The 26,284-nt window shown below is 69.8% G+C and carries 21 protein-coding genes and 1 tRNA gene; 17 read left to right on the top strand and 5 right to left on the bottom strand.

Translation table 11 applies throughout. The annotated features are described in order from the left end of the window. The coding region (locus Q7T09_RS14695) for an enoyl-CoA hydratase/isomerase family protein (RefSeq protein ID WP_304700641.1) at positions 1-342 on the bottom strand (342 nt) is incomplete at its 3' end. A gap of 275 nt (positions 343-617) precedes the next feature. Here Q7T09_RS14695 and Q7T09_RS14690 point away from each other — a divergent pair. From Q7T09_RS14690 to Q7T09_RS14670, 5 genes are all read left to right on the top strand, one after another. Then, on the top strand, positions 618-1,664 hold the full coding sequence (locus Q7T09_RS14690) for a hypothetical protein (protein WP_304700639.1): 1,047 nt from the start codon (positions 618-620) through the stop codon (positions 1,662-1,664). Continuing rightward, the gene (locus Q7T09_RS14685; RefSeq protein ID WP_304700637.1) at positions 1,661-2,104 is read left to right on the top strand and encodes a D-Ala-D-Ala carboxypeptidase family metallohydrolase; all 444 of its coding nucleotides are present in this window, start codon (positions 1,661-1,663) and stop codon (positions 2,102-2,104) included. Before Q7T09_RS14690 ends, Q7T09_RS14685 begins: the two co-directional genes overlap by 4 nt. 69 nt (positions 2,105-2,173) lie before the next feature. Continuing rightward, positions 2,174-3,004, top strand: a complete 831-nt coding sequence (locus tag Q7T09_RS14680; RefSeq protein ID WP_304700635.1) for an enoyl-CoA hydratase/isomerase family protein — start codon at positions 2,174-2,176, stop codon at positions 3,002-3,004. A gap of 181 nt (positions 3,005-3,185) precedes the next feature. Next, complete coding sequence (locus Q7T09_RS14675) at positions 3,186-4,784, top strand: flavin monoamine oxidase family protein (protein WP_304700633.1); 1,599 nt, start codon at positions 3,186-3,188, stop codon at positions 4,782-4,784. A gap of 17 nt (positions 4,785-4,801) precedes the next feature. Then, positions 4,802-5,188, top strand: a complete 387-nt coding sequence (locus Q7T09_RS14670) for a cytochrome c (protein WP_304700632.1) — start codon at positions 4,802-4,804, stop codon at positions 5,186-5,188. A gap of 75 nt (positions 5,189-5,263) precedes the next feature. Here Q7T09_RS14670 and Q7T09_RS14665 read toward each other — a convergent pair whose 3' ends face one another. The 3 genes from Q7T09_RS14665 to Q7T09_RS20500 form a co-directional block, all read right to left on the bottom strand. After that, positions 5,264-5,923 carry an energy transducer TonB gene (locus Q7T09_RS14665; protein WP_304700631.1) on the bottom strand — a complete coding sequence of 220 codons (660 nt, stop codon included), beginning with the start codon at positions 5,921-5,923 and terminating at the stop codon, positions 5,264-5,266. A 2-nt stretch (positions 5,924-5,925) separates the two neighbouring features. Then, entirely contained in the window at positions 5,926-8,085 is a 2,160-nt protein-coding gene (locus Q7T09_RS14660; protein ID WP_304700630.1) for a TonB-dependent receptor, read from the bottom strand. 81 nt (positions 8,086-8,166) lie between these two features. Continuing rightward, entirely contained in the window at positions 8,167-8,565 is a 399-nt protein-coding gene (locus tag Q7T09_RS20500; RefSeq protein ID WP_370689258.1) for a DUF2946 family protein, read from the bottom strand. Between the two features lie 376 nt (positions 8,566-8,941). Between Q7T09_RS20500 and Q7T09_RS14655 the strand changes: the two genes are divergently transcribed. The 8 genes from Q7T09_RS14655 to Q7T09_RS14620 all read left to right on the top strand — a co-directional run bounded on the left by Q7T09_RS14655 (position 8,942) and on the right by Q7T09_RS14620 (position 21,048). Then, on the top strand, positions 8,942-10,762 hold the full coding sequence (locus Q7T09_RS14655; protein WP_304700628.1) for a PLP-dependent aminotransferase family protein: 1,821 nt from the start codon (positions 8,942-8,944) through the stop codon (positions 10,760-10,762). A gap of 109 nt (positions 10,763-10,871) precedes the next feature. Then, positions 10,872-11,744, top strand: a complete 873-nt coding sequence (locus Q7T09_RS14650; RefSeq protein ID WP_304700627.1) for a carbon-nitrogen hydrolase family protein — start codon at positions 10,872-10,874, stop codon at positions 11,742-11,744. 18 nt (positions 11,745-11,762) lie between these two features. After that, on the top strand, positions 11,763-14,102 hold the full coding sequence (locus tag Q7T09_RS14645; protein ID WP_304700626.1) for a TonB-dependent receptor: 2,340 nt from the start codon (positions 11,763-11,765) through the stop codon (positions 14,100-14,102). Positions 14,103-14,106: 4 nt separating this feature from the next. Next, positions 14,107-15,498, top strand: a complete 1,392-nt coding sequence (locus Q7T09_RS14640) for a sulfotransferase family protein (RefSeq protein ID WP_304700625.1) — start codon at positions 14,107-14,109, stop codon at positions 15,496-15,498. Continuing rightward, the gene (locus Q7T09_RS14635) at positions 15,495-17,096 is read left to right on the top strand and encodes a serine hydrolase (RefSeq protein WP_304700624.1); all 1,602 of its coding nucleotides are present in this window, start codon (positions 15,495-15,497) and stop codon (positions 17,094-17,096) included. Before Q7T09_RS14640 ends, Q7T09_RS14635 begins: the two co-directional genes overlap by 4 nt. After that, a complete protein-coding gene (locus Q7T09_RS14630; protein WP_304700623.1) occupies positions 17,089-18,267 on the top strand; it encodes an MFS transporter in 1,179 nt (392 codons plus the stop codon). Before Q7T09_RS14635 ends, Q7T09_RS14630 begins: the two co-directional genes overlap by 8 nt. A gap of 58 nt (positions 18,268-18,325) precedes the next feature. Beyond that, complete coding sequence (gene gabT, locus Q7T09_RS14625; protein WP_304700622.1) at positions 18,326-19,573, top strand: 4-aminobutyrate--2-oxoglutarate transaminase; 1,248 nt, start codon at positions 18,326-18,328, stop codon at positions 19,571-19,573. Beyond that, the gene (locus Q7T09_RS14620; protein ID WP_304700621.1) at positions 19,573-21,048 is read left to right on the top strand and encodes an NAD-dependent succinate-semialdehyde dehydrogenase; all 1,476 of its coding nucleotides are present in this window, start codon (positions 19,573-19,575) and stop codon (positions 21,046-21,048) included. The genes gabT and Q7T09_RS14620 overlap by 1 nt, the downstream gene beginning before the upstream one ends. Positions 21,049-21,443: 395 nt before the next feature. On the opposite strand, the gene Q7T09_RS14615 is transcribed toward Q7T09_RS14620, so the two are convergent. After that, positions 21,444-21,517: transfer RNA gene (locus tag Q7T09_RS14615), tRNA-Cys, on the bottom strand. Between the two features lie 152 nt (positions 21,518-21,669). On the opposite strand from Q7T09_RS14615, the gene Q7T09_RS14610 reads away from it, so the two are divergent. From Q7T09_RS14610 to Q7T09_RS14595, 4 genes are all read left to right on the top strand, one after another. Then, positions 21,670-22,239 carry a protein-L-isoaspartate O-methyltransferase gene (locus tag Q7T09_RS14610; RefSeq protein ID WP_370689257.1) on the top strand — a complete coding sequence of 190 codons (570 nt, stop codon included), beginning with the start codon at positions 21,670-21,672 and terminating at the stop codon, positions 22,237-22,239. Positions 22,240-22,384: 145 nt separating this feature from the next. After that, the gene (locus Q7T09_RS14605; RefSeq protein ID WP_304700620.1) at positions 22,385-23,869 is read left to right on the top strand and encodes a TolC family outer membrane protein; all 1,485 of its coding nucleotides are present in this window, start codon (positions 22,385-22,387) and stop codon (positions 23,867-23,869) included. Positions 23,870-24,041: 172 nt separating this feature from the next. After that, positions 24,042-24,560 carry a DUF2497 domain-containing protein gene (locus tag Q7T09_RS14600; protein WP_370689256.1) on the top strand — a complete coding sequence of 173 codons (519 nt, stop codon included), beginning with the start codon at positions 24,042-24,044 and terminating at the stop codon, positions 24,558-24,560. Between the two features lie 212 nt (positions 24,561-24,772). Next, positions 24,773-26,284, top strand: a 1,512-nt coding sequence (locus Q7T09_RS14595) for a valine--tRNA ligase (RefSeq protein ID WP_304700618.1), incomplete at its 3' end; no start/stop codon positions are given.

Genomic DNA, 26,284 nt, shown 5'->3' with positions numbered 1-26,284 from the left:
CAGGCCGCCGCCGGCCGCCGCGCCGTGCACCAGGGCGATGATCGGCTGCGGGCAGGCGCGCATGGCCTTCAGGGTGTCGCGCAGCATCCAGTCGCCGTTCGGCCCGTCGCGCAGGCGGTCCGGCTGGCCGCCGGCCTTCAGATCCGCGCCGGAGGAGAAGGCGCGGCCCGCGCCGGCCAGCACGATCACCCGGGCCCCGGTGTCCCGCCGCCGCGCCTCGAAATAGGCCAGCAGGGCGTCCGACAGCGGCTGGTTGAGAGCGTTCAGCCGCTCGGGCCGGTTCAGGGTCACCCAGTCGGCCTCGCCGCGCCGCTCCACCAACAGAACATCTTGATCGGCCACGCCGGCCTCCTTCGATTGAAAGCATCCTCCGCGCGGACACCCGGCGCAGGGGTCGGACAGTCGCCGGAGTCACGGCGCAAGTCACGGAGAACGGCGCGGCGCGGCGATCAGGCCCCGGCGCTGCCGCCGCGATCCACCGGACCTCGCCGCGCGTGGTTGGCGGTTGCGACACCTGCGGTTGACGGGCTAACCTCCGCTCTCGATGGGTGTCCTTGGGGGGAGATCATGCGCGCATCCGATTTCGCGTCGGTCCGGCCGTGCCGGGGGAGGCCGTGATGCTGGGCCCCACCGTCGACGTCGCCATCGGCCTGGTCTTCACCTACCTGCTGTTCGCCCTGCTGCTGTCCACGGTGCTGGAGGCCGCCGCCGGTTGGTTCAAGCTGCGGGCGGCGCGGCTGGAGCAGGCCTTCGCCCAGCTGATCGAGCATCCCGAGGCGGTGGCCGAGGAGCGCAACCTCGTGGCGCGCTGGCTCTCGGGCCTGGGCCACGGGAGCGGGACGGCGAAGGTCGACAAGGCCGCCTCCACGGCGACCCTGACCCCGGAGGAGGCCGAGGCGGCCACCGAGCGGGCCTCCGGCGACCTGGGCCCCAGCTTCGAGCTGCGGCACGAGGACATCTACCACCATCCCCTGGTGGGCGGCGGCGGTTCGAGCCGGCCCTCCTATGTGTCGGCCGCCAATTTCTCCTCGGCCCTGCTGCAGGCCCTGCGGGCCGGGGCCAGCGGCCAGGCCCTGGCCCAGGTGGAGGAGTCCATCGACGCCCTGCCGCCGGGCCGGCTGCGCGAGGCCCTGCTCACCGCCCTCAACGAGGCGCAGGGCGACTGGGACAAGCTGAAGGCCGGGATCGAGCGCTGGTACGACGGCGCCATGGACCGGCTGAGCGGCCAGTACAAGCGCTACACCCAGCTGATCACCTTCATCCTGGGCCTGGTCCTGGCGGTGGCCTTCAATGTCGACACCATCCGCATCGTCCAGCGGCTCTACGCCGAGCCCACCCTGCGCGCGGCCATGGTGGAGCAGGCCAGGAAGACCGTGGAGGCGGGCGCGCCGGAGGCCTCGAAGGCGGGGGACCTCCCGGCCAAGGCCGCCGCCGTCGAACAGGCCCGCGACGATCTGCTGCGCAACGCGCCGGTGGGCTGGACCGCGCCGCCGACCCTGACCCTCGCCCAGCTGGCCAGCGTGCCCGGCTGGCTGGTGACGGCCCTGGCCGGCATGCTGGGGGCGCCCTTCTGGTTCGACCTGCTGAACAAGCTGATCAATATCCGCAACGCCGGGCCCAAGCCCGAGAGCGGCACGGACCTGGCGAAGGGGAAGGGCAAATGACCAAGCTCAGCCCCCACTTCACCCTCGAGGAGCTGACCCACTCCGACACCGCCGTGCGGCTGAGGATCAGCAACCTGCCGCCGCCCCGGGAGCTGGCCCGCCTGACCGAGACCGCCAAGGCCATGGAGGCGGTGCGCAGCCTGCTGGGGGTCAGCATCAATGTCTCCAGCGGCTATCGCGGCGCGGACCTCAACCGGGCGGTGAAGGGGGCCTCGGCCAGCGCCCATTGCCTGGGCTACGCGGTGGACTTCAACTGCCCCGGCCTGACCCCCTATGAGGTCTGCAGGAAGATCCTCGGGTCCAAGATCGTCTTCGACCAGCTGATCCACGAATACGGCCGCTGGACCCACATCTCCTTCGACCCGCGGATGCGGCGCATGCCGCTGTCGATCTTCGACCCCCAGCGGCGCTACCTGAACGGCATCCTGCCCAAGCCATAAGTCTTGCATCCCGTCGCCGGCGGTCCTTAGCTGGGCCAAAGACAAAAAAGCCGACAATGGGAGTTGATGATGAGCGAGACCCTGGCCCAAGCGCGCGCCGATCAGTCGGCCGAGGTGCTGTACGAGGTGGCCGACGGGGTCGCCGTCCTCACCCTGAACCGCCCCGAGCGGCTCAACACCATTTCCGGCCCCATGCTGTCGCTGCTGTCCAAGCTGCTGCTGCAGGCCGACGCCGACCCGGAGGTCCGGTGCGTGATCCTGACCGGCACCGGCCGGGCCTTCTGCGCCGGCCTCGACCTGGTGAGCGCCACCAGCGGCTCGGGCATCGGCTCGGAGACCCAGGCGGCCACCATCTCCGTCGATCTGGATCTGAAGACCGCACCGCCGACGGTGATCTTCAACATGAACAAGCCCACCATCTGCGCCCTGAACGGGGCGGCGGCGGGCTATGGCCTGGACACCGCGCTCGGCTGCGACATCCGAATGATGGCCCAGGGCGCCAAGCTGGCCGCGGCCTTCGTCAAGCGCGGCATCGTGCCGGAGTCCGGCGGCACCTGGTTCCTGCCGCGGCTGATCGGCTGGTCCAAGGCCGCCGAGCTGATCTTCACCGGCCGGACGCTGTCGGCCGAGGAGAGCCTGGAGATGGGCCTGGCCACCCACGTGGTCCCCGCCGACGAGCTGATGACCGAGGCCCGCAAGCTGGCCAAGGAGATCGCCGACAACGCGCCGCTGGCGGTGCAGTCGGCCAAGCGGCTGATGCGGATGGGGCTGAACGAGACCTTCAACGACCACGTCCACCACGTCTTCCTGCAGTTCCTGCAACTGGTCCGGACTCAGGATTTTCGGGAGGGCATGACCTCGTTCCTGGAGAAGCGCCCCGCCGACTTCCAGGGCCGCTAGTCGGGTCAATTCGCCGGTCGATTATTCGTCCGGCGCCCAAATCCGTCGTCCGCCGCCCAGGCATTAGGCACGGTCGGACCCTTTTGCCTCGCGGGCGCAGGGATTGTCAGAATGGCGATTGTCACTCCCCACCCAGGCCGCTCCCTTGCCCGCCATCAAGCGTGGCGTGGGGATTGAAGCGATGACTCCGGACATCATGAACGGCGGGCGGGGCGTGTCGCGCCGCAGCTTCCTGGAGAGCCTGGGGGGCATGGGCGGCTCGGCCCTGCTGTTGGCGGGCATGACGGCGTTGGGCTTCGACATCGCCTCGGCCAACGCCGCGCCCCCGGAGCTGGGGGAGGGCGGCAAGGGCAAGAAGGTCATCGTCCTGGGCGCCGGGGTGGCCGGCATGACCAGCGCCTATGAGCTCTCCAGGGCCGGCTACGACGTCACGGTGATCGAGGCCCGGGCCTTCGCCGGCGGCCGCTGCCAGACCGCCCGCAAGGGCTTCAAGCTGACCGAGCTGGGCGGCGAGGCCCAGGAGTGCGATTTCGACGACGGGCTCTATATCAACCACGGCCCCTGGCGGATCCCCTACCACCACCACTCGACCCTGCATTACACCAAGCTTTTCAACGTGCCCCTGGAGGTCTTCGTCAACGACAACGACGCCTCCTACGTCGCCTTCAACAAGGGGACGGGCCCCCTAGCCGGCAAGGCGATCCGCAAGGGCCAGATCGCCGCCGACGCCCGCGGCGCGGCCGCCGAGATCCTGGCCAAGCAGGTGAAGCAGGGCGCGCTCGACCAGCAGATGACCGCCGAGGACCGGCAGCTGTTCCTGGCCTACCTGACCCGCGAGGGCTACCTCTCCGCCGACCTGGCCTATACGGGTACGGACGGCCGTGGCTTCGAGGTCAATCCGGGCCCCGGCATGGTTCCCGGCCCCGGCAAGGAGTCGACCCCCTATCCCCTGACCGACGTCCTGCACTCCAAGGCCTGGGGCGTGCTGTCCTCGGTCACCGGCTACGAGCAGCAGCGGACCATGTTCCAGCCCGTCGGCGGCATGGACCAGATCGCCAAGGGCTTCGAGCGCCACGTCGGCAAGCTGATCCGCTATTCGACCCTGGTGAAGAAGTACCGCCAGAACGACAAGGGGGTGGAGGTCACCGTCTCGGGGCCGGACGGCAAGGTCGAGACCCTGAAGGCCGACTACTGCATCTGCACCATTCCGCTCTCGGTCCTGCGCCAGATGGACATGGGGGTGTCGGCGAAGTTCAAGGCGGCGATCGGCGCGGTGTCCTACGCCCTGGTGGGCAAGATCGGCCTGCAGATGAAGACCCGGTTCTGGGAGGAGAAGCACTTCATCTACGGCGGCCACGTCTATACCGACGACCCGGACATCAACACCATCACCCTGCCGTCCACCGGCTTCCAGAGCCAGAAAGGCGTGCTGCTGGGCTATTACAACTTCGGCGCCTCGGCGGCGAAGGTGAGCGCGCTGAGCCCCAAGGCCCGCCAGGACTTCGCCGCCCAGGGCGGGATGCGCGCCTTCCCGGAATACGCCGACAATGTCGAGACCTCCTTCTCGGCGGCCTGGCACCGGATTGAGCACAATCTCGGCGGCTGGGCCCAGTGGGACGACGAGGGGCGCCGCGACGCCTATCCGATCCTCTGCGAACCCGACGGCCGGCTGTACCTGGCCGGCGAACACCTCTCCTATCTCACCGGCTGGCAGGCCGGGGGTATCGAGAGCGCCTGGCAGCAGATCGCCAAGCTGCACAAACGCGCCCAAGCGGCCTGACCCGGAGCTGACAGTCGATGCGTCTTTCGATCTCGCTGGCGGTGGTCGCCCTTGGCCTGGGCGCCGCCCCGGCCTTCGCCGCCGACGGCAAGCAACTGTTCATGGACAACTGCTCGGCCTGCCACCAGGAGACGGGCAAGGGCATTCCCGGCGCCTTCCCGCCCCTGGCCGGCAGCAAGGTCGCCCTGGGCGATCCCAAGGAGCCGGTCACCCGGGTGCTGAAGGGCCGTGGCGGCATGCCGTCCTTCGCCACCGAACTCACCGACCTGGAGGTGGCCCAGGTCCTGACCTATGTGCGCGGCGCCTGGGGCAACAAGGGCAAGCCGGTGCAGCCGGCCCTGGTGATGGCCCTGCGCACCGGGGCCAAGCGCGAGAACGCCAAGGCGTCGCTCCTGGCGCATTAGGTCTCGAAGCGGCAGGCCGCCTTGTCCCGTCGCACCCGCCCAGCGGTGGGCGGGGGCTTGGCTGCCCGCTTGAACTCAGGGAACCACGACATGGCTTCCTTGAGCCAGAGGCGCCGCCTTGATCGGAACCGTGAACATCAGATCGGCCTGGGCGATCCCCTCCGGCGGGGCCGGGAGGGGGGCGGCGGCGCGAACCGAGGCCAGGCAGGCCCGGTCGAAGGCTGGTCGGCCGCTGGATCGCGCAAGACGAACGAACAGGAGCGTTCCACTCTCGTCGAGTCCGAACGCGACGCTCACCGTCCCCGATCCCGAAGGCGCGGCGGGAGCATGGGCGGCCAGATGAGCCCAGAGACGCCTCCGGTAGTCGGTGAGCTGGTCTTCCGCCGACAGCGCCGCGACCTTCGCGACCGTCTCTGGCGCGCCCGCTGGGCGGACCGCCGGGGGCGAAAAGGCCGCGGTCGCGGCCATGGCGGCGGGGGTGGTGGGTCGCGCCGCCATCGGTTCCGCGCGGTGGAGCGGGGGCCCGACCGCTCGCGGGCCATGGGTCGCCGGTGTCATGGCGCCATCCGGCTCGGGAGGGGCAGGCTGCGGCGCCGCCACCAACTCGACGAGCATGGCCTGCTGCGGCGCAAGCTCCGCCATCGGCCTGAGGGACGCCAGCCCCCAGGCCGCGGCGGCATGCAGCACGATCGAAGCGCCGATCGCCGCCGCCTGATCGACACTCGGACGCTTCAAGCTCAGAACGCGTAGGCGAGGCTGAGGTTGATCGACCGTCCCGGCCCCGGCAGCGGCCGGATCGGCGGAACCCCGCCGCCGGCCTTGAAATCGCCGAACGCGACGCCCCCCAACGGAAGGTCGTAGGCAGTGTCGAACAGGTTCTCGGCGGCGAGGTTCACCCGCACCCGCTCGCCCTTCCAGCTGGAACGGAGGTTGAGCAGGGCGTAGGCCGCCGTCTTCGGTTCGTGGCGCAGGGCGTTGACCGCGTCCTTCTCGCCCACCAGCTCCACCTCGGCCTGATGGGTCCAGCGGCCCTTTGCCTGTTCCAGGCCCAGGCGCAGGGTCAGGGGTGTCATGTGGTAGAGGTTGTCGCCGCTGTCGCGATTCTCGCCCTCGACCCAGGACAGGGTCCCCGTCAGGGTTCCTCGCCCCAGCGCCGGAGTCTCCCAGACCTGGGCATGGCCGCTGGCGTCGAAGCCGTAGAGGCGAGCATCCACATTGGCGAAGCGCAGCTGAACGAAGCCCTTGGCCAGGTCGGCCAACTTCACCGCGTCGATGAAGCCCTCGACCTGTGAATGGTAGGCGCTGACGGTCAGGCCGCGCGTCCCATCCAGGCTGGCGTATTTCACCGTGGCCGCCAGATTGTGCGCCACCTCAGGCTTCAGATCGGGGTCGCCGACATAGGCGTTGGCGTCGCCGGCGAAGGAGGTCATCGAGCTCGACATCGTCCCCAAGCCCCACGCGTAGCGCTCATAGAGCGTGGGCGTGCGGGTCTTGCGGGCGTAGCCGAATTCGACGGTCGTGGTGTCGCTCGCCCGCCAGATCGCCTTGGCGGTGACATCCAGATTGTCGTCGGCGCGGCCCCGGTCACGCGCGTTGAAGGCGCGGGCCGCCATGGCGTCGGGCATGTTCATCATGCCGGTCCAGGCATAGGGCTGCACGGGACCAGCGTCGGTCTCCACATGCTCGACGCGGGCGCCGACCAGGGTCGTCCAGTTCGCCGAGGGCTTGGCCTCCCATTCGCCCCACAGGCCTGTCCGTTCGCGACGGCCGTCGCTGATGTTCCAGTAGGTCTGCGGCCCCATCATCATGCTGCCGGCCACCGGCGGCCACCAGTCGTCGACATCGGCGCGATGGGCCTCGAGTCCCCCGCGCACCGCGCCGCCGTCCGTCATCGGTAGGGTCACCGCGAGCGACCCGCTCAGATCCCGGCCCTGGCTGTTCATCGGCATGCCGCCGGTGGCCGAGCCGCCCTTGTCGGCCAGGAAGTTCATCTCATGGTCCACCGATCGCCACGACGCCTTGGCCGTCACCTCGCCCCAGCCGTAGGTTCCCTCGTAGCGAAGGTCGGCGAAGCTGCTGTCGTTCTGGGTGAGGTCCATGCGCTGGGTGGGAAAGCCCTCATAGGGCGAGACGTGCTTGCCGGCGCGCAGGGTGACCACGCCGTGGTCGGTGAGCAGCGCCAGGGTGAGCGCCTGGTCGTAGGCCTCATAGAGGGTCGAGCGCGCGCGCCGGCCGTCGCCGGTCCTGTAGTTCTCGGCGCGGTTCCAGGCGCCTTCATAGCCGAGGCTGAACCGCTCTCCCGCGACCGAGGCCTGGAGGGTGGCGCCGACGGCGTCGGCGACGCTGCGATAGCTCGCGCCCACCTCACCGGTGACGCGCAACCCCTCGCCCTCGTCGGCGAAAGCCGGAGGCCGCGTCGTCACGGCGATCACCCCGGCGATATTGTCGCCGCCAGCGTTGACCGGCGACAGGGTCGGCAGAATGGAGATGGCCTCCACCCGTCCGGGCAGCACGTAGGAGCCGGGGGGATTCATGTTGTTGGGGCAGTAGGTGGTGATCTCGACGCCATCCACCGTCACCAGAACCCGGCTATCGGCCAGACCCCGCATCACCGGAAGGCTCGAGATCCCGCCATTGGCGTAGACGGCCATGCCCGGCTCGCCCGCGATCAGCGACATGGTGTCGGCCGAGCCGGCGGCGCGGCGGGCGAGGATCTCACCGGTGATCTGGCGTTCGCTGGGCGACGCGGGGGAATTGGCGTCCTCCGGCGCGGCGCTGGCTTGAATGGGGGGGAGTGCCGTGGCGGTCTGAGCCTGAGCGAGAAGTGGGGTGGCGAGGGCGGCGACGCAGGCGCCAGCCATAAGCGCGGCGCAACGACCGCGGACATGATTCGACATGGAAGGGACTCTTCTCTTGATCTGAAAACCATGGGCGCACGCCCACCGCCTCGGGCGGGGCGCGTCCGACTTGAGGCGGAATCAGATCCGAAGCGGTGGTCCCGTCTGGGGTGGGGGCGGCGCGGCGAGCCCGCGTCCCGGAGCCGCCGGCGTCCCGACGGCAAATGCGTGTTCCGTGAACGTCCAGCCTGCGAGATCGACCTGCAGTGACTGGGGCGCGCCGAGCGCCTGAGCTACGCCGGCGAAAGCGCATGAATTGTGGGGCTGGGAAGCAGGGGAGTGGTCGCCGGCGGGTTGAGGGCCTGGATTGGAGAGCCGACCCTCTTGATCGACGACGTAAGTTTTGACCCCCTGCGCTGTGCACAGGACGATCGGAAAGCCAATGCCCTGGCCCGTGGTGGGAACCATGAATCCAGGAGGGACAAGGATGCGCAAGGCCAAGGCGAGCAAGGCCAGCCCCAAGGCTGCCCGCGCCCACATCGCCATCTTGTTGGCCGCTGCCCGCATCTGCGCGGGTGTTAGCATCAACCCTGCATGTGTCGATATCGGGAATTGCGCCAGGAGGACAACATGGCGCAGCGTTCTCCTTCCGTCGGTCGGTCGTTGGCGCCGACCCATTCGTCCATTCGCGGACGTCCAGCTTGACGACCTTGGCGTCGGTGACGGCGGCCTTCATGGTCTCAAGGTCGATGAGGACGTGATCGGTATCGCCGACTCCGGCGTCGGGGCAAGGCCCCAGGTCACACCAGCCGGGGCCGTCCTGACACTCCCTGCGCCCCGAAGCGTCATAGGGTGTAGGGTGGAGCCAGATTGCGGTCTAAGCTGGGGCCAGTCTTCCGCCTAGGCCCGGAGAGTGATGGCCGACGTCGTCTTCTATCTGGACCATGCCGGTCCGCTGACGCTGCAGACCCAGCTGCGGCAGCGGATCATCGACTCCGTGGTGTCGGGCAATCTGGAGCCGGGCGCCCGCATGCCGGCGTCGCGGCGCCTGGCCGGCGACCTGGGAATCGCGCGCAACACCGTGGCCCTGGTCTATCAGCAGCTGATCGCCGACGGCTATCTGACCGGCCGCGAGCGCAGTGGGGTCTTCGTCAGCGACGCCCTGTTCGAGGCGGTGCGTCCGGGCCGCGACCGGGCCGACCGCCCGGTGATCGCCGCGGCCCCGTGGCGGTCGCGACTGCAGGCGGTGGTGCGGGTGGACGTGGAGGGCCGGCCGCCGCCGAGCTGGGAGCTCAATCCCTATCCCTTCCTCGACGGGGCCTATGACGCCTCCCTGGCGCCGGGCCCGGAGTGGCGCGACGCGGTGCGCTCCACGCTCAACGCCCGGGAGTTCGCCGAGTGGAGCCAGGACGGCGGCGAACTGGACGATCCGCGCCTGGTCCACGAGATCCGCACCAAGATCCTGCCCCGCCGCGGCCTGCAGGCCGGGAGCGAGGAGGTGCTGGTGGTGGGCGGTCGGCGCGAGGCCTTCAGCCTGCTGGTGCGGGCCTTCGTCGGCCGCGGCGCGCCGGTGGCGGTGGAGGAGCCGGGCCTGCCCGACCTGGCCCAGGTCCTGCGCCTGCAGGGCGCCGACCTGATCCATCTGCCGGTGGACTCCGAGGGCATGGCCGTCGACGACCGGCTGGCGGCCGCCAGCCTGGTCTTCGTCACCCCGGCCTGCCAGTACCCCACGGGCGCGCGGCTGGCCCCGTCCCGCTGCCGCGCGTTGCTGGAGCGGGCCGAGACCGACGACCTGCTGGTGATCGAGTACGACTTGGCGGCCAGCGGCGGTTTCGCGGCCCAGGCCTCGCCGGCCCTGCGCAGCATGGATCGCTCGGGCCGGGTGATCTATGTCGCCGATCTCTGCGACGTGCTCAGCCCCGGACTCGGCCTGGGTTTCATCGTCGCCGACGCCGAACTGATCCGCGAACTGCGCCGCCTGCGCACCCTGGTGTCCGGCTGCGCCCCGCGCGCGGCCCAGCGGACCGCGGCCTTCTTCCTGTCGCTCGGCCACTACGACGCCAATCTGGGCCGCCAGCACAGGGTGCTGCGGGAACGGCTCAACGCCCTGCGGGACGCCCTGAACTACCATCTGCCGCAGCTCGTCGCGATCGACCCGCGCTCCAATGGTTCGGCCATGTGGGTGGAGGGGCCGCCCGACCTGTCGGCGCGCCAGCTGGCCAACGAGGCGGCCAAGCGCGGCGTGCTGATCGAGCCGGCGGACCGCTTCTATTCCACCCCAATCCCGGCGGCGAACCGGTTCCGGATGGGGGTGACCGGCATCCCCACCGACAAGATCCGTGAAGGGGTGGCCGTTCTGGCCCAGGTTGTGAAAAGCCTGACCCAGCCGGGCCTGGACCGGTTGGACCCGGCCGCGCGGGCATGGATGCCGGGCGAGCCCCTGAGCGCCCTGATGTCTGGGGCCAAGCTGCTGTGCCGCACCGTCTATGGCGATCCCTACGAGGTGGATGTTCTGCCCGACGGCCGACTGGTGGGCCGGGCCGGCTACGCCCACGAAGACTGCGACGTGGGCGTCTGGTGGATGGAGGGCGACTACTGGTGCCGTCGCTGGACCGAGTGGTCCTATGGCGAGACGGCCCGCTTCCTGACGGTGGTGGAGGGCGACCAGATCCGCTGGTACCGGGACGACCGCCTGTTGTTCAACCGCGGCATCATCAAGGCCAACGGTCTGGCCTGACCCTCGGCTTGGGGAATCTGGCCCCATAGATTGAAGCAATCTGGTCCTACGCTTGTCCGTCCGCGACCGTCACCGTGGTGTCATCGTCGTTCGGGTGAAGGATTTCTCCATGTCGCATTTGGCCATCGCGGGCCTCCAGTTGGACCTGCAAGCCGGCGACAACCTGGATCGGATCGCCGACGAGGTGGCCGCGGCCAAGCGGCGGCTGTCGTGGGTGGATCTGGTCCTGCTGGGGGAGCTCAGCGTCTACGGCCCCTCGGTGGACCACGCCCAGGATCCGGGCGGGGCGGCGGAGACGCGGCTGCGCCGCATCGCCCGCGACAACCGGGTCTGGCTGCTGGGCGGTTCGATCTTCGAGCGGGTCGACGGGAAGGTCTACAATACCTGTCCGGTGATCGACCCGAACGGCGACGTCGTCCTGAAGTACCGCAAGATCTACCCCTTCCGTCCCTACGAAACCGGGGTGGCGGCTGGGACCGAGTGCATGACCTTCGACATGCCCGGGATCGGCCGGATCGGAGTCTCCATCTGCTACGACATGTGGTTCCCCGAGACCACGCGCACCCTGGCCTGGATGGGCGCCGAGGTGATCCTGCATCCGGGGATGACCAACACCGTCGATCGCGACGTCGAGCTCTCCATCGCCCGGGCCAGCGCGGCCCAGAACCAATGCTATTTCGTCGACATCAACACCGCCGGCCATCTCGGCAACGGCCGCTCGGCGGTCTACGGCCCCGGGGGCGAACCGGTCTATGAGGCCGGGTCCGGCCGCGACGTGATCGGCCTGGAGCTCGACCTTGGCTATGTGCGGAGGGTCCGCGAGCGCGGATGGCACGGCCTGGGCCAGACCCTGAAGAGCTTCCGCGACGGCCCGCCCAGCTTCCCGCCCTATCGCGAAGGGCCCTCATCGCCGGCCCTGGCCGCGCTGGGGTCGCTGGAAAAGCCGCAGGGCGGCGTCAATCAAGATCAGAAGGAGGGGTAGATGTTCAGATCCATACTCATGACGACGACCGCCGTGTCGTTGTCCCTCGTGGCGTCCCAGGCACTCGCCCAGGCCGCCGCCAATCCAGCCGCCGACACCACGGTCACCGAGGTGGTGGTCACCGCCACCCGGCGCGAAGCCTTCGTCCTGGACGTGCCCTACAACATCTCGGCGGTGTCGGGTCAGGCCATCGACCAGGCCAAGGTGCAGAGCACCACCGAGCTGCTGCGCTCGGTCCCCGGGGTGTCGGTGGTCGATCGTGGCTATCGTAACCAAGGGGTCTCCAACAGCATCCAGATCCGCGGGCTGAACGTCGACAGCGCCATCCTCGGCGACTACGCGGTCTCGGCCGTCGCCCCGGTGTCCAGCTATGTCAACGACACCCCGCTGTTCGCCAACTTCGCCCTGAAGGACATCGACCGGGTCGAGGTGCTGCGCGGGCCGCAGGGCACGCTCTACGGGTCCGGCTCCCTGGGCGGCACGATCCGCTACATCCTCAAGGCGCCGCAGTTCGGCGAGTTCGGCGGCAAGGTCAGCGCCACGGCCTCGCAGGTCGAGGGCTCCGGCGGGGTGGGCTGGGCCGCCGACGGCACGGTGAACATCCCCCTGGGCGAGAAGGCGGCTCTTCGCCTGACCGGCAGCCTCCAAGACTATCCCGGCCTGACGGACTATGTGAACGTCTACAAGCTGGACGCCGCGGGTATTCCCCTGGCGCCATCCGGCGTTCTGTCGCCGGCGGCTTCCTATGAGAGCCGCAAGGACGCCGACACCGTCGACATCAAGTACGGCCGCGCCGCCCTGCGCCTGCAACCCACCGAGTGGCTGGACCTGACGCTCTCCTACGCGCGGCAGTCCGACGAGGTGGGCGGCCGCCGGCAGGTGACCCGCGGCATGGACGGCTTTGGCCGTACCTACGGCCAGTACGACAACGGTTCGGTGCAGTTGGAGCCCTCGTCGAGGGACGTCAGCCTGACCTCGCTCGAGGCCACCATCGACCTGGGCTTCGCGACTCTGACCTCGTCGACCTCGTCCTATGACCACCACGGCGAGAGCGTCAGCGAGAACACCGGCTACTACGCCAAGAACGGCTGGCTCTCCTTCTACTACAACTTCCCGCGGCCCATGGCCTCGGCGGTGCGGACCTACTCGGACGAAGCGGTGATCGAGGAGATCCGGCTGGTGTCCAACACCGAAGGTCCGATCGACTATGTGCTGGGCGGCTTCTACGAGAAGCAGAAGCTGGGGGCGACCCAGGCCAGCTACCTGCGGGGCTTCAAGCGCTGGTGGAACGCGGCCTATCCGGCCTTCGCAGCCGAGGTGCAGTCCGATCAGGACTTCGCCTATGACCGCCGCGAGGACTTCACCGACAAGGCCCTGTTCGGCGAGCTTACCTACCACTTCAGCGATCGCCTCCAGGCGACCGGCGGGGTGCGCTGGTTCGACAACGAGTCCAAGAGCCGCACCTTCATGGACGTGCCGGTCTACACCTCGCTCTCGGCGCCCACCAATGCGCGGTTCGAGACCTCCGACAGCAAGGCGCTGTTCAAGGCCAATGTGTCGTGGAAATACGGCGAGCGGGGCCTGGCCTACGCCACGGTGTCTGAGGGCTATCGCCGGGGCGGGGCCAACGCCGTGCCGACGATCGGGCGCTATGCGGAGGACGCCCGCTGGCAGCAGTACGGACCCGACCGGGTGGTCAACTACGAGGCCGGCCTCAAGGGCGTCAGCCACGGGATCACCTATAACGCGGCCCTCTTCTACGTCGACTGGAAGGACATCCAGATCAACACCGTCACGCCCAACTGGGGCTTCTTCGTCGCCCAGAACGGCGGCAAGGCCCGCTCCCAGGGGCTTGAGGCCCAGATCGAGGGCCGGCTGGCGGGCGCGCGCTACAGCCTCGGCTACACCTATACCGACGCCCAACTGACGGAGAACGCCTATCCGCCCACCGGCGGGGTCCGGCCCGTGGCGCTGAAGGGCGCGCGGCTGCCGGGCACGCCCGAGCACGCGGTGACCGTCGCCCTGGATCGCAGCGCCACCCTGTCCAATGGGGTGCTGCTGACCGGGCGGGTGAGCGGCTACTACCAGTCGGAGACCCGCAACGCGGTGACCACCTCGACGCGCTTGAACGTCGGCCTGCCGCCGTTCCAGATCTGGAACGCCTCGGCCACCGCCACCTTCGACAAGTGGTCGGCGACCTTGTTCGTGAAGAACATCTTCAACGCCGACGGCGTCACCGGCCGGTTCACCGACAGCTACATGGGGACCGCTCCCGCGTCGGGCTATTACGGTAGCGGCGCCAAGGACCTGATCAGCCTGCCGCGCACCATTGGCCTGACCCTCGACTATCCGTTCTGAGACGATGACGACACCGGGCGCCCCACGAACGATCGGCGTTCCCGCCTCCCCACAGGGGGGCGGGGCGCTGGACGCCGTGCGGGCGCTTGTCCATGCCGGACGGCGGGCGGAGGCGGACCAGCGGCTGCTGGCCCTGGAGCCCCAGTTGCAGGGCGACGCCCGGGAGCTGCAGGCGGCGGGCGAGATCTTCCTGGCCAACGCCCGGTTCTCCGAGGCGCTGCGTTGCTATCGCCGCGCCGTCGAGCTCGCTCCGACTGACCCGGGCGCGCTCTACAATCTGGCCTCGGCCCTGGTGGCCACAGGGGATCTGGCCGGGGCGGAGGCGGCCTTCGACCAGGTGATCGCGCTGGATCCCACCGACGCCGACGCCTTCTACAACCGCGCGACCCTGCGGCGCTGGACGCCGGCGGAGAACCATGTCGCCGCGCTGGAGGCGGCGATCGCCCACGCCCGCCATCCGGCCGCCGAGGCCGCGCTCTGCTATGGGCTGGCCAAGGAGCTGGAGGACATGGGGGACCATGACGCGGCCTGGTCGTGGCTCGCCCGCGGCGCGGCGCGGCGGCGCGGCCAGCTGAGCTATCGCGTCGAGGTCGACCTGGAGACCATGGCCCAGATCGCCGCGGCCTTCGACGCACCCCTGATGGCCGGCGCGACGTCGACCCCCGAGCCGACCGGCCCGATCTTCGTCCTGGGCCTGCCGCGCTCGGGCACCACCCTGGTGGACCGGATTCTCAGCGCCCACGGCCAGGTGGAAAGCCTGGGGGAGATCAGCGACTTCGCCCTGTCCCTGATGCGGACGGTGGGCCCGGCCGACGGAAAGGGCGACCTCGTCGCGCGGTCGGCCCAGATGAACTTCGCGGCTCTCGGTCAGGCCTATCGCGACAGCCTGTCGGCCTATGGCCGGGCGGCTCCGCGGCTGATCGACAAGACCCCGGCCAACTACCTCTATATCGGCCTGATCGCGCTGAGCCTGCCGCAGGCGCGGATCGTCCATGTGCGGCGCGACCCGATGGACAATGGCTACGCCCTGCTCAAGACCCTGTTCCGAACCGGGTGCCCCTATTCCTACAGCCAGTCGGATCTGGGGGCCTATATCGGCGCCTATCATCGGCTGATGGACCACTGGCGGGCCGTCCTTCCCGGCCGCCTGGTGGAGATCGACTACGAGACCCTGGTGGAGGACCAGGAGGGGGAGAGCCGGCGGCTGCTGGCCGATCTGGGTCTGGACTGGGACCCGGCCTGCCTGGACTTCCACGCCAATCCGACGCCGGCGGCCACCGCCAGCGCGGCCCAGGTGCGCCGGCCGATCTACCGGGACTCCCTGGCCCTGTGGCGGCGCTATGAGGCCGGCCTCGCGCCGCTCTCCGACAGCCTGCGGGCGCAAGGCCTGCTGTGAGCGTCCTGGCGATCCTGGGGGCGATCACGGCCCTGGCCAACGCGCCCCTGCCGATGCCCGCGTTCACGCCGCCGGCGGAGGCCGCGGCGACGATCGCGCGGCTGGAGGGACGGCTGACCCTGACCTTCGGCCAGCGCCCGGACGGCCTGAAGCGGCTGCGGGACGACGATCCCCCGAGCGGCGCCGATCCCCGTCTGGCCTGGCCCGACCTCGCCCTCGATCTGGTCCAGGATGGCGACCGTCTGATCCCCGCTCCGGCGAACGGCGTGGACGGAGGATATTGGGACTGGTCGGCGGGTCCTGGCCGCATCTGGGCCAGCGCCGAGGGCGATGTCGCCGTCCTGCCGGTGGCCCTGCGCGAGCGCAACGCCAACTGCGTGCACAACGGCCTGCTGCGGGTGACGCTCACCCCCGCCGGCGCGCCCAGGACCGCCCAGGTGCGGTTGGGGGCGGAGACCTGCCTCTACGACAAGTTCGACGCCTGGGCCGCGCCCAGGACGATGGCCTTCACCCCCGGGGCGCCGCCCGATCGCGACGACCGGGTCGCCCGCGACCGCGAGAACCGCGCGGCCCAACTGCCTGTCCGACCGTTGTCGGAGCTGGCCGTCCGTCATCCCGGCGTGAATCTCGCGGCCCTTGCCCGGGCGTCGGGCGACGATCAGGCGGTCTATGGGATGGTGGTCGACGGGGTGAACTACGCCGCGCCGTGTCAGACCCGCTTCGGTGAGGATCCCTTCTGCGATGGGCGGGTCCTGCCGTCCTATTCCACCGCCAAGTCCCTGGTGGGTGGTCTGGGTCTCATGCGCCTGGAGCGCCAGACACCCGGCATCGCGCGCCGCGCCCTGACCGAGCTGGTCCCGGCCTGCGCGCCGTCCGGCGGCTGGAGCGGGGTCGCCCTGCTGGACCTGCTGGACATGTCCAGCGGCCACTACGATTCCGCGGCCTTCGAGGCGGACGAGAACGCCGCCGGCGCCTTCTTCATCACCCGGACCCACGCCGAGAAGCTGACCTACGCCTGCCGCTATCCGCGCCGTGTGGCGCCGGGGGCGACCTGGGTCTACCGCACCTCCGACAGCTACCTGCTGGGGACGGCGCTGCAGGCGGCGACGTCCGGGGACCTCTACGACACCGTGCTGCGCCCGATCTGGCGAGACCTGAAGCTCAGCCCCGCCCTGGACGAGACCCGGCGGACCCTGGACGCGCGAGGCCAGCCGTTCGTCGGCTGGGGGCTGTTCCTGCGACGCGACGACGTCGCCCGCCTGGGAGCCTTCCTGTCGCCCGCCAACGCGGCGGAGCAGGATCGGTTGTTTTCTCCGCGCCTGATCGGCGAGGCGCTGCAGCGGCCCGGCCTGGAGGGCGGTCTGGCCGCAGGCTCGGCGCGACTGCGCTACGCCCACGGCTTCTGGGCCCGCGACATCGCCGATCTGGTGGGCTGCGCCCATCCGGTCTGGACCCCCTTCCTGTCCGGCTATGGCGGGATTTCCATCGTGCTCTTTCCCAACGGCGACGTGTTCTACGCCTTCGGCGACGAGGCCCATTTCGACTGGGGTCCGGCCGCGGGGTCCGCCAACGCCGTGAAAGCCCTGTGCCATGACTGACCAGCCCCACCGCCGCTTCGCCCTGCCCAAGGCGGCCCCCGACGGGCTGGTGGCCAGCGTGCTGCTGGCCTTCATCGCCACGGCGGGCCTGTTCTACGTCAACATCATGCCCGCCCTGGTGAGCGGGCTTCAGGACGGACTGGGCTTCTCGGCGCGGTCGGCGGGCCTGGTGGGTTCGCTGAACGTCTACGGCGCGGCGCTCGGGGCCCTGGCCGCGGTGTTCGTGGTGGCAAGGATCTCCTGGAAGCCGGTGGCGTTCGGCCTGCTCCTGGCCCTGATCGCGACGGACCTGGTCTCCACCCAGCTCACCACGGCCGGAGTGCTGATGATCGTGCGCTTCCTGCACGGCCTGATCGGCGGTTTCCTGGTGGGGGTGGGGTTCGCCGTCATCGCCCGCACGGCGGCGCCCGACCGCACCTTCGGCATGCTGCTGGTGGTGCAGTTCGGTCTGGGGGGGCTGGGGCTGCTGCTGCTGCCGGGCCTGGTCCCCACCTTTGGAACCCCGGTCCTCTTCCTCAGCCTGGCGGCCTTCAGCGTCGCCGCGGCCCTGATGCTGCCCTTCCTGGCCGACTACGCCCCGCGGCCCCGGCCGGCGCCGGTCGCCCAGGCCGGCGGCCTGGTGCGCTGGGCGCCCCTGGCCTCGGCCCTGGTGGCGGTCTTCCTGTTCCAAGCCGCCAACATGGCCCTGTCGGCCTATGTGATCGGGTTGGGCCGGTTCTATGGCCTGTCGGGCCCCTTCATCAGCAGCACCCTGGCGGCGGCCAACTGGATCGGGGCCCTGGGCTCGGTGCTGGTGGTGGTGATCGGCCTGCGCTGGGGACGGTTCTGGCCGATCCTGATCGGCGCCCTTGTCACCCTGGCGGGGACCCTGGCCTTCCTGCGTAGCGACCTGCCCGTGTTGTTCGTCGTGGCCAATGTCCTGACCGCCGTGGTCTGGGCCTTCGTCATCCCCTACCTGCTCGGTCTCTGCGCCGCCTTCGACCCCGGCGGCCGCATCGCCACCCTGGCCGGCTTCTTCTCCAAGCTGGGCTTGGCGTCGGGCCCCGCCCTGGGGGCGGTGCTGTTAGCCGAGACCCATTTCCCGCGCCTGGTGGCCCTGGCCCTGACCGGCCTGTGCCTGTCGGCGGCCTTCGCCCTGGCCCCGGCGCGACAGCTCGACCGCACTTCCTGATCCCGACCAGAAGAGAGTTTCCGACATGTCCGCAAACGCAGTCTTGCAAGCCCGGCGCGTGGCCGCCGTTCCTCGGGGCGTGGCCACCGCCACCGCCATCTTCGCCGACCGCGCCGACAACAGCGAACTCTGGGACGCCGAGGGCCGCCGCTACGTGGATTTCGCCGGCGGCATCGCCGTGCTCAACACGGGCCACCGCCACGCCGGGGTAATGGCGGCGGTGAGCGCCCAGATGGAGCGCTACACCCACACCGCCTTCCAGGTGGTGGCCTATGAGCCCTATGTGGCCCTGGCCGAGCGGCTGAACGCGCTCGCCCCCATCGAGGGGCCCGCCAAGACCATCCTGTTCACCACCGGGGCCGAGGCCGTCGAGAACGCGGTGAAGATCGCCCGGGCCGCCACCGGCCGCTCGGCGGTGATCGCCTTCACCGGCGGCTTCCATGGCCGGACCATGCTGACCATGGGCCTCACCGGCAAGGCGCTGCCCTACAAGCATCGGTTCGGGCCGATGCCGGCGGAAATCTACCACGCGCCGTTCCCGATCCCGCACTATGGGGTGACGGCGGAGGACAGCCTGAAGGCTCTGGAGTTCATCTTCCGCGCCGACGCCGCGCCCGACCGGGTGGCCGCCATCATCCTGGAGCCGGTGCAGGGGGAGGGCGGGTTCCACGTCGCGCCGCCCGAGTTCATGCAGGCCCTGCGCGCGCTCTGCGACCGCCACGGCATCCTGCTGATCGCCGACGAGATCCAGACGGGCTTCGGCCGAACCGGCAAGATGTTCGCCGTGGAGCATACCGGCGTGAAGCCCGACCTGATCACCGTGGCCAAGTCGCTGGCCGGAGGCTTCCCCCTGGCCGGCGTCATCGGCCGGGCCGAGCTGATGGACGCTCCGGAGCCCGGCGGCCTGGGCGGGACCTATGCCGGGTCGCCGATCGCCTGCGCCGCGGCCCTGGCGGTCCTGGACGCCATCGCCGAGGAGGGCCTGCTGGCCCGGGCCGAGGCGTTGGGGGACCGCACCCGCGCACGGCTGGAGGCCTTCGAGGCGCGCAACGACCTGCGGCCCATCGCCGGGATCCGTGGGCCGGGCGCCATGATCGCCTTCGACCTGGTGACCTCCCGCGGCGGCCGCGAGCCCGATGGCGCGGCGGCCAAGCTGGTGACCTCCAGGGCCCTGGAGGAAGGGCTCATCCTGCTGTCCTGCGGAATCCACGGCGAGACCATCCGCCTGCTCTATCCGTTGACCATATCCGACGCCCTGCTGGACGAGGGCCTGGACCGACTTGAAGATGCTCTGAGGATTGTTTGATGACGACCGACACCAAGCCTGAACGCGACCGCCTGACCCTGACGCGGCCGGACCTGTTGCGGGAAGCGGCCTATATCGGCGGGACCTGGGTGACGGGGGCGGAGACTATCGCCGTGACCAACCCGGCCACCGGCCGGCCGATCGCCACCATCCCCAATCTCGGCCGCGCGGAGACCGAGCAGGCGGTGGCCGCCGCGGCGGGCGCCCAGACGGGCTGGGCCGCCAAGTCGGCCAAGGCCCGGGCCCAGGTGCTGCGCCGCTGGTTTGACCTGATGATGGCCCACCAGGAGGACCTGGCCCGGCTGATGACCGCCGAACAGGGCAAGCCGCTCTCGGAGTCGCGCGGCGAGATCGCCTATGCCGCGGCCTTCCTCGAATGGTTCGGGGAGGAGGCCAAGCGCGCCTATGGCGAGGTGACCCCCGGCCACCAGGCCGACCGGCGCATCCTGACCCTCAAACAGCCCGTGGGGGTGGTGGGCGCGGTGACTCCCTGGAACTTTCCCGCCGCCATGATCACCCGCAAGGTGGGCCCGGCGCTCGCCGCCGGCTGCACGGTGGTGCTCAAGCCCTCCGAGTTGACCCCGTTGTCCGCCCTGGCCCTGGCCGTGCTGGGGGCGGAGGCGGGCGTGCCCGATGGCGTGTTCAACATCGTCACCGGCCATGCCGGTCCCATCGGCGAGGTGCTGACCACCGATCCCCGCATCGCCAAGTTCACCTTCACCGGCTCCACAGCCGTGGGCAAGATGCTGGGCGCGCGGTGCATGGACACCGTCAAGCGGGTGTCCCTGGAGCTGGGGGGCAACGCCCCCTTCATCGTCTTCGACGACGCCGACCTCGACTCCGCCGTCGAGGGGGCGATGGCGTCCAAGTTCCGCAACACCGGCCAGACCTGCGTCTGCGCCAACCGCTTCTATGTCCAGGCCGGGATCGCCGAGGCCTTCGCCCAGCGCCTGGCCGCCAAGGTGGCCGCGATGCGGGTCGGCGACGGCTTGGCAGGGGAGACTGACCAGGGTCCGCTAATCGACGGCCGCGCCCTGGCCAAGGTCGAAAGGCACGTGGCCGACGCCGTCCAGGGCGGGGCCATCGTGCTCACCGGCGGCAAGCCTCTGGGCGAGGGGAATTTCTACGCGCCCACCGTCCTGAGTCACGTCTCGCCCTCGGCCCTGCTGACCCAGGAGGAAACCTTTGGCCCCGTGGCCGGCATCGTCGTCTTCGAGACCGAGGCCGAGGCGATCGCCCTGGCCAACGCCACCCGGGCGGGCCTGGCGTCCTATGTCTACACCCGCGACCTCAGCCGGTCCTGGCGGGTCAGCGAGGCGCTGGAATACGGCATGGTCGGTCTCAATACCGGCCTGATCTCCACCGAGATCGCCCCCTTCGGCGGGGTGAAGGAGTCGGGACTGGGCCGTGAGGGCTCCCGCCATGGCCTGGACGAATACCTGTCCCTCAAGGCCGTCTGCCTTGCTGTGGAATGAGCCGGGCGGGCCCGCACGGTCCGCACAGTCGCGCCGTTGAGGGTGCGGCTCGGGCGGGGTAAGCGCTGCTGGCAGGCTTGGCCGTATCCGTGGGATCCGAAGGCGACGGCCTTCGCGCGGGGTGGAGAGACGCCTGCAAGGCTGCGGCCGTGACCTGCGCGGAACCTGCGACGCGGCGCATGGCGGAGGGCTGGACCACGGAGGACGGGGCGCTTTGCACCGGCCACTCGATCCGAGATCTCGCCTCCCTCGAGCGATAGATGAACCGCAAGACGGTCGCTTCGGCGCGCGCCATCACGATGGCCGAACGCATCCGGAGGGCCGAAGCGTGAACGGTTTCTGCAAACCGCTCTGCAAGCTGGCTTGGCTTTGCGCCGAATTCTCTAGGAAAAGTTTGGAGGCCTGACCCGGAATCGAACCGGGGTGCACGGATTTGCAGTCCGCTGCGTAACCACTCCGCCATCAGGCCACCGCCGACGTTTCGAACACGCCGGGAGTTTTGAAGGGCGGATGGCTAACAGAACGACCCGCCTCGAGCAATGTCTGTCGCAGGGTCGCATTGCGTTCGGGTTAAGGGGCGACCTATAAGCGCGGAAATTGCTGTTTCCGGTTTGGGGAATCATGGCCGATCTCGCCGAAGCCCGCTCGAACATGGTGGAGAGTCAGGTGCGTCCCAGCGACGTCACCGACATCCGCATCCACGACGCCATGCGCGCCATCCCGCGCGAGGACTTCGTGCCGCCGGGCAAGCGCTATCTGGCCTATGCCGACGCGCCCGTGGAGTACGCGCCGGGCCGCGTGCTGCTGAAGCCGCGCGACGTGGCCAAGCTGCTGCAGATGGCCAAGCCGGTGAAGGGCGAACGGGCGCTGGCCATCGCCGCCCCCTACGCCGCGGCGGTTCTGGAGGCCCTGGAGGTGGTGGTCGAGCGCCTGGACGAGGGCGACCTCAAGACCGTGCCCGGCGCCAACTACGACCTGATCGTCGTCGAGGGCGCGGTCGCCCGCGCGCCGGAGGCCTGGCTGAAGGCGCTGGCGCCCGGCGGACGCCTGGCGGTGGTGGAGCGCGACGGTCCGGTGGGCAAGGCCTGCCTCTATGTGCGGGGCGAGGGCGATCTGGGCCGCCGCACCGTCTTCGACGCCACGCCACCGCTGCTCTCGGGCTTTGAGGCACATCAAGGTTTCGCCTTCTGAAGCCTGCTGAAACACCCCCGAAACCTTGGCGTGAAAAAAGCTTAAGGTGACGCCCTCTGGCGTCATCTCAATTCGGCGGCCATATAGGCCCCGATCTCTCTCGTCGATTTCGGGGATAAGCATGTTGAATAGCCGTCGCGGAGGTTTGCTCGCCGCAGTCTGCAGCGCGGGCCTCATCTGCGGTTTCGCCGCCGGTCCCGCCGCCGCCGAAACCCTGGCCGACGCGATCGCGCTTGCCTATGAGTCCAATCCGACCCTCCAGGCCCAGCGCGCCACCCAGCGGGCCCTGGACGAGACCTATGTCCAGGCCAGGAGCGGCTACCGGCCGAGCCTGAGCGCCACGGTGTCGGAAACCTATTCCGACAGCCGCACTCCCGGGGCATCGGGCCTGGTGGACACCAACGGCGACGGCATCCCCGACACCTTCGTCACCCGCAGCATCAGCCAGAGCCAGCGGGGCAACGCCTCGCTCTCCCTGAGCCAGCCCCTCTACACCGGCGGCCGCGTCGGCGCCGCGGTGTCGGCGGCCGAGGCCGACATCCTCACCGGCCGCGAGAACCTGCGCCGGGTCGAGGCCCAGGTGCTGGGCAACGTCATCACCGCCTATGTCGACACTCGCCGCGACCAGGAAGCCCTGCGCATCCGGCAGGAGAACGTCCGGGTGCTGGAGCGCCAGCTCGAGGAATCCAAGGCCCGCTTCGACGTCGGCGAGATCACCCGCACCGACGTGGCCCAGTCGGAGTCGCGCCTGGCCTCGGCCCAGGCCCAGTTCCAGACCGCCCAGGCCCAGCTGGCCATCAGCCGGGCCAACTATGTCGCCATCGTCGGCCAGAGCCCCGGGGACCTGGCGCCCGAGCCCTCCCTGGCCAACCTACTGCCGGGCAGCGTCGATCAGGCCTTCGACACCGCCCAGGTGGACAATCCGCAGATCCGCGCGGCCCAGTACAACGAACAGGCCAGCAAGGCTCGGCTGTCCGGCGCCCGGGCCGAGCGGATGCCGAGCGTCTCGCTGCGGACCACCCTGGGCTTCAGCGGCGACATCAATCCGATCGACACCGACCTCTATTCCCGCAACCTGACCACCTCGGTGGGGGTCACCGTGCCGTTGTTCACCGGCGGCCTGACCAATTCCCGGGTTCGCCAGTCCATCGAGCGCAACAATGTGGACCGCATCGGGGTCGAGACGGCCCGCCGGGCCGTGCTGCAGGGCCTGACCCAGTCCTGGAGCCAGCTGAGCGCCGCCCGCGCCAATATCGGCTCCACCGACACCCAGGTCCGCGCCGCCCGCATCGCCGCCGAAGGCACCCGCCAGGAGCAGCAGGTGGGCCTGCGCACCACCCTCGACGTGCTGAACGCCGAGCAGGAGCTCCGCGCCGCCGAGCTCGCCCAGATCAGCGCCCGGCACGACGAGTATCTCGCCGCCGCCAGCGTCCTGGCCCAGATGGGCCGGCTGGAGGCCAGCAACCTGACCCCCAACGTGCCGCACTACGACCCCAAGACGAACTTTGGGAAGCTGCGCTTCGCCTGGGGCTGGGTGCCGTGGGAGGAGCCGATCGCGCTGGTCGATTCGGTCCTGACCCCCAAGCCGCACGAAAAGCCGGTCAGCGTTTCGGCCACCGCGCCGAAATAGGGCGCGGCCACGACCTCGCGGGCGCGGCGTTTCGCCTGTCGGGCGAATCCGCGCTTGCGCAGCTTGGCGGAAATTGCAGGATCACACCGTCGCGCCTAGGCTGGCGTTGACGGATTCTCTTTCGCTCCAGCGACGGCTCAACATGTCTGACCAGACCTCTCAAGAACCGACAATGGAGGAGATCCTCGCCTCCATCCGCCGCATCATCTCCGAAGATGACGCGCCCGGTTCGGAGGCCGCCGCGCCCGAGGAGGAGCCGGCAGAGGAGCCCGTCGCCGAAGACATCCCCATTCCGCCCGAGGACGAAGACGAGGACGACGGCGTCCTGGAGCTGACCGAGAAGGTCGAGACCCACGGCGACATCGACGTCTACGCCGCCGCCGCCGCCGCGCCCGAGCCTGAGGCCGCCTATTCGCCGCCGCCCGAGCCGACCGCCTGGGCCGACGACGCCCCGGATGTGGGCCCCGGCGCGGGTCTGGTGGGCGACCCCGCCGCCGCCGCCGCCGCGGCCGCCTTCGGCGCCCTGTCCTCGCAGATTCTGATGCCCCGCGACGGGCGCACCCTGGAGGACGTGGTGCGCGAGCTGCTGCGTCCGCTGCTCAAGCAGTGGCTGGACGACAACCTACCGCGCATCGTCCAGGACACGGTCCAGTCGGAAGTCGAACGCATCGCGCGCGGCGGCCGCGTATAGATCCAATCCACTCCCCTTGATCGTCATGGCCGGGCTTGTCCCGGCCATCCATGGTCTCCGACGCGACGGCCGCGCTATGCGGCTCGGCTTGCGCGATCTGGATGACGACGGAGATCATGGGTCCCCGGGACAAGCCCGGGGATGACGATTGTGGGGTCCTGGGTGTCGCGAGTTTGCGACACAAGGCCCGCCCGTATATGCACCGCCTCAGCATGCTTGAAAAAACCTTCGACCCGAAAACCGCCGAACCCCGCCTCTACGCCGCGTGGGAGAGTTCGGGCGCCTTCGCCCCGACGTCGGACCCGGCCGCCGAGCCCTTCTCCATCGTGATCCCGCCGCCCAACGTGACGGGCTCGCTGCACATCGGGCATGCGCTCAACAACACCCTGCAGGACGTGCTGATCCGCTTCGAGCGGATGCGCGGCAAGGCGGCCCTGTGGCTGCCGGGCACAGACCACGCCGGCATCGCGACACAGATGGTGGTGGAGCGCCAGTTGGCCGCCGCCGGCAACCAGAGCCGCCGTGACATGGGCCGCGAGGCCTTCGTGGCCAAGGTCTGGGAATGGAAGGCGCAGAGCGGCGGGACCATCACCAACCAGCTGCGCCGCCTGGGCGCCTCCTGCGACTGGAGCCGCGAGCGCTTCACCCTGGACGAGGGGCTGAGCGCGGCGGTGCGCAAGGTGTTCGTCACCCTGCACAAGCAGAAGCTGATCTATCGCGACAAGCGGCTGGTGAACTGGGATCCGGCCCTGCAGACCGCCATCTCCGACCTTGAGGTCGAGCAGAAGGAGGTGGACGGCCACTTCTGGCACTTCGCCTATCCGCTGGAGGACGGCTCCGGCGAGATCGTCGTGGCCACCACCCGGCCGGAGACCATGCTGGGCGACACCGCCGTGGCCGTGCACCCCACCGACGAGCGCTACAAGCACCTGATCGGCAAGGCCGTGCGCCTGCCCATCGTGGGCCGGCCGATCCCGATCATCGCCGACGAATACGCCGATCCGGAAAAGGGTTCGGGCGCGGTGAAGATCACCCCGGCCCACGACTTCAACGACTTCCAGGTCGGCAAGCGCAACAACCTGCCGCAGATCAACATCTTCACGCCCGACGCGAAGATCAACGAGAACGGCCCGCGCGAGTATCAGGGCCTGGATCGCTTCGAGGCGCGCAAGAAGGTGATCGCCGCCTTCGAGGAACTGGGCCTGCTGCGCGAGGTGGAGAAGACCCGCCACGCGGTCCCGCACGGGGATCGTTCCGGCGTTGTCGTCGAGCCCTACCTGACCGACCAGTGGTACGTCGACGCCAAGACCCTGGCCGGCCCCGCCATCAAGGCGGTGGAGGAGGGGAGGACGATCCTCGAGCCCAAGACCTGGGAAAAGACCTACTACGAGTGGATGCGCAACATCGAGCCGTGGTGCGTCTCGCGCCAGCTCTGGTGGGGCCACCGCATTCCGGCCTGGTATGGGCCCGACGGCAAGATCTTCGTCGAGGAGACCGAGGAAGCCGCCAAGGCCGCCGCGCGCGAGGTCTATGGTCGCGACGAGCCCCTGCGCCAGGACGAGGACGTGCTGGACACCTGGTTCTCCTCGGGGCTCTGGCCGTTTTCCACCCTGGGCTGGCCGGAGGAGACCGCCGACCTGGCGCGCTTCTACCCCACCAACACCCTGGTGACGGGCTTCGACATCATCTTCTACTGGGTCGCCCGGATGATGATGCTGGGCATC

This window comes from Phenylobacterium sp. (assembly GCF_030645195.1).
In the GTDB taxonomy this organism is placed as follows: Bacteria; Pseudomonadota; Alphaproteobacteria; order Caulobacterales; family Caulobacteraceae; genus Phenylobacterium.
This window is presented reverse-complemented; position numbering and strand designations above follow the sequence as displayed.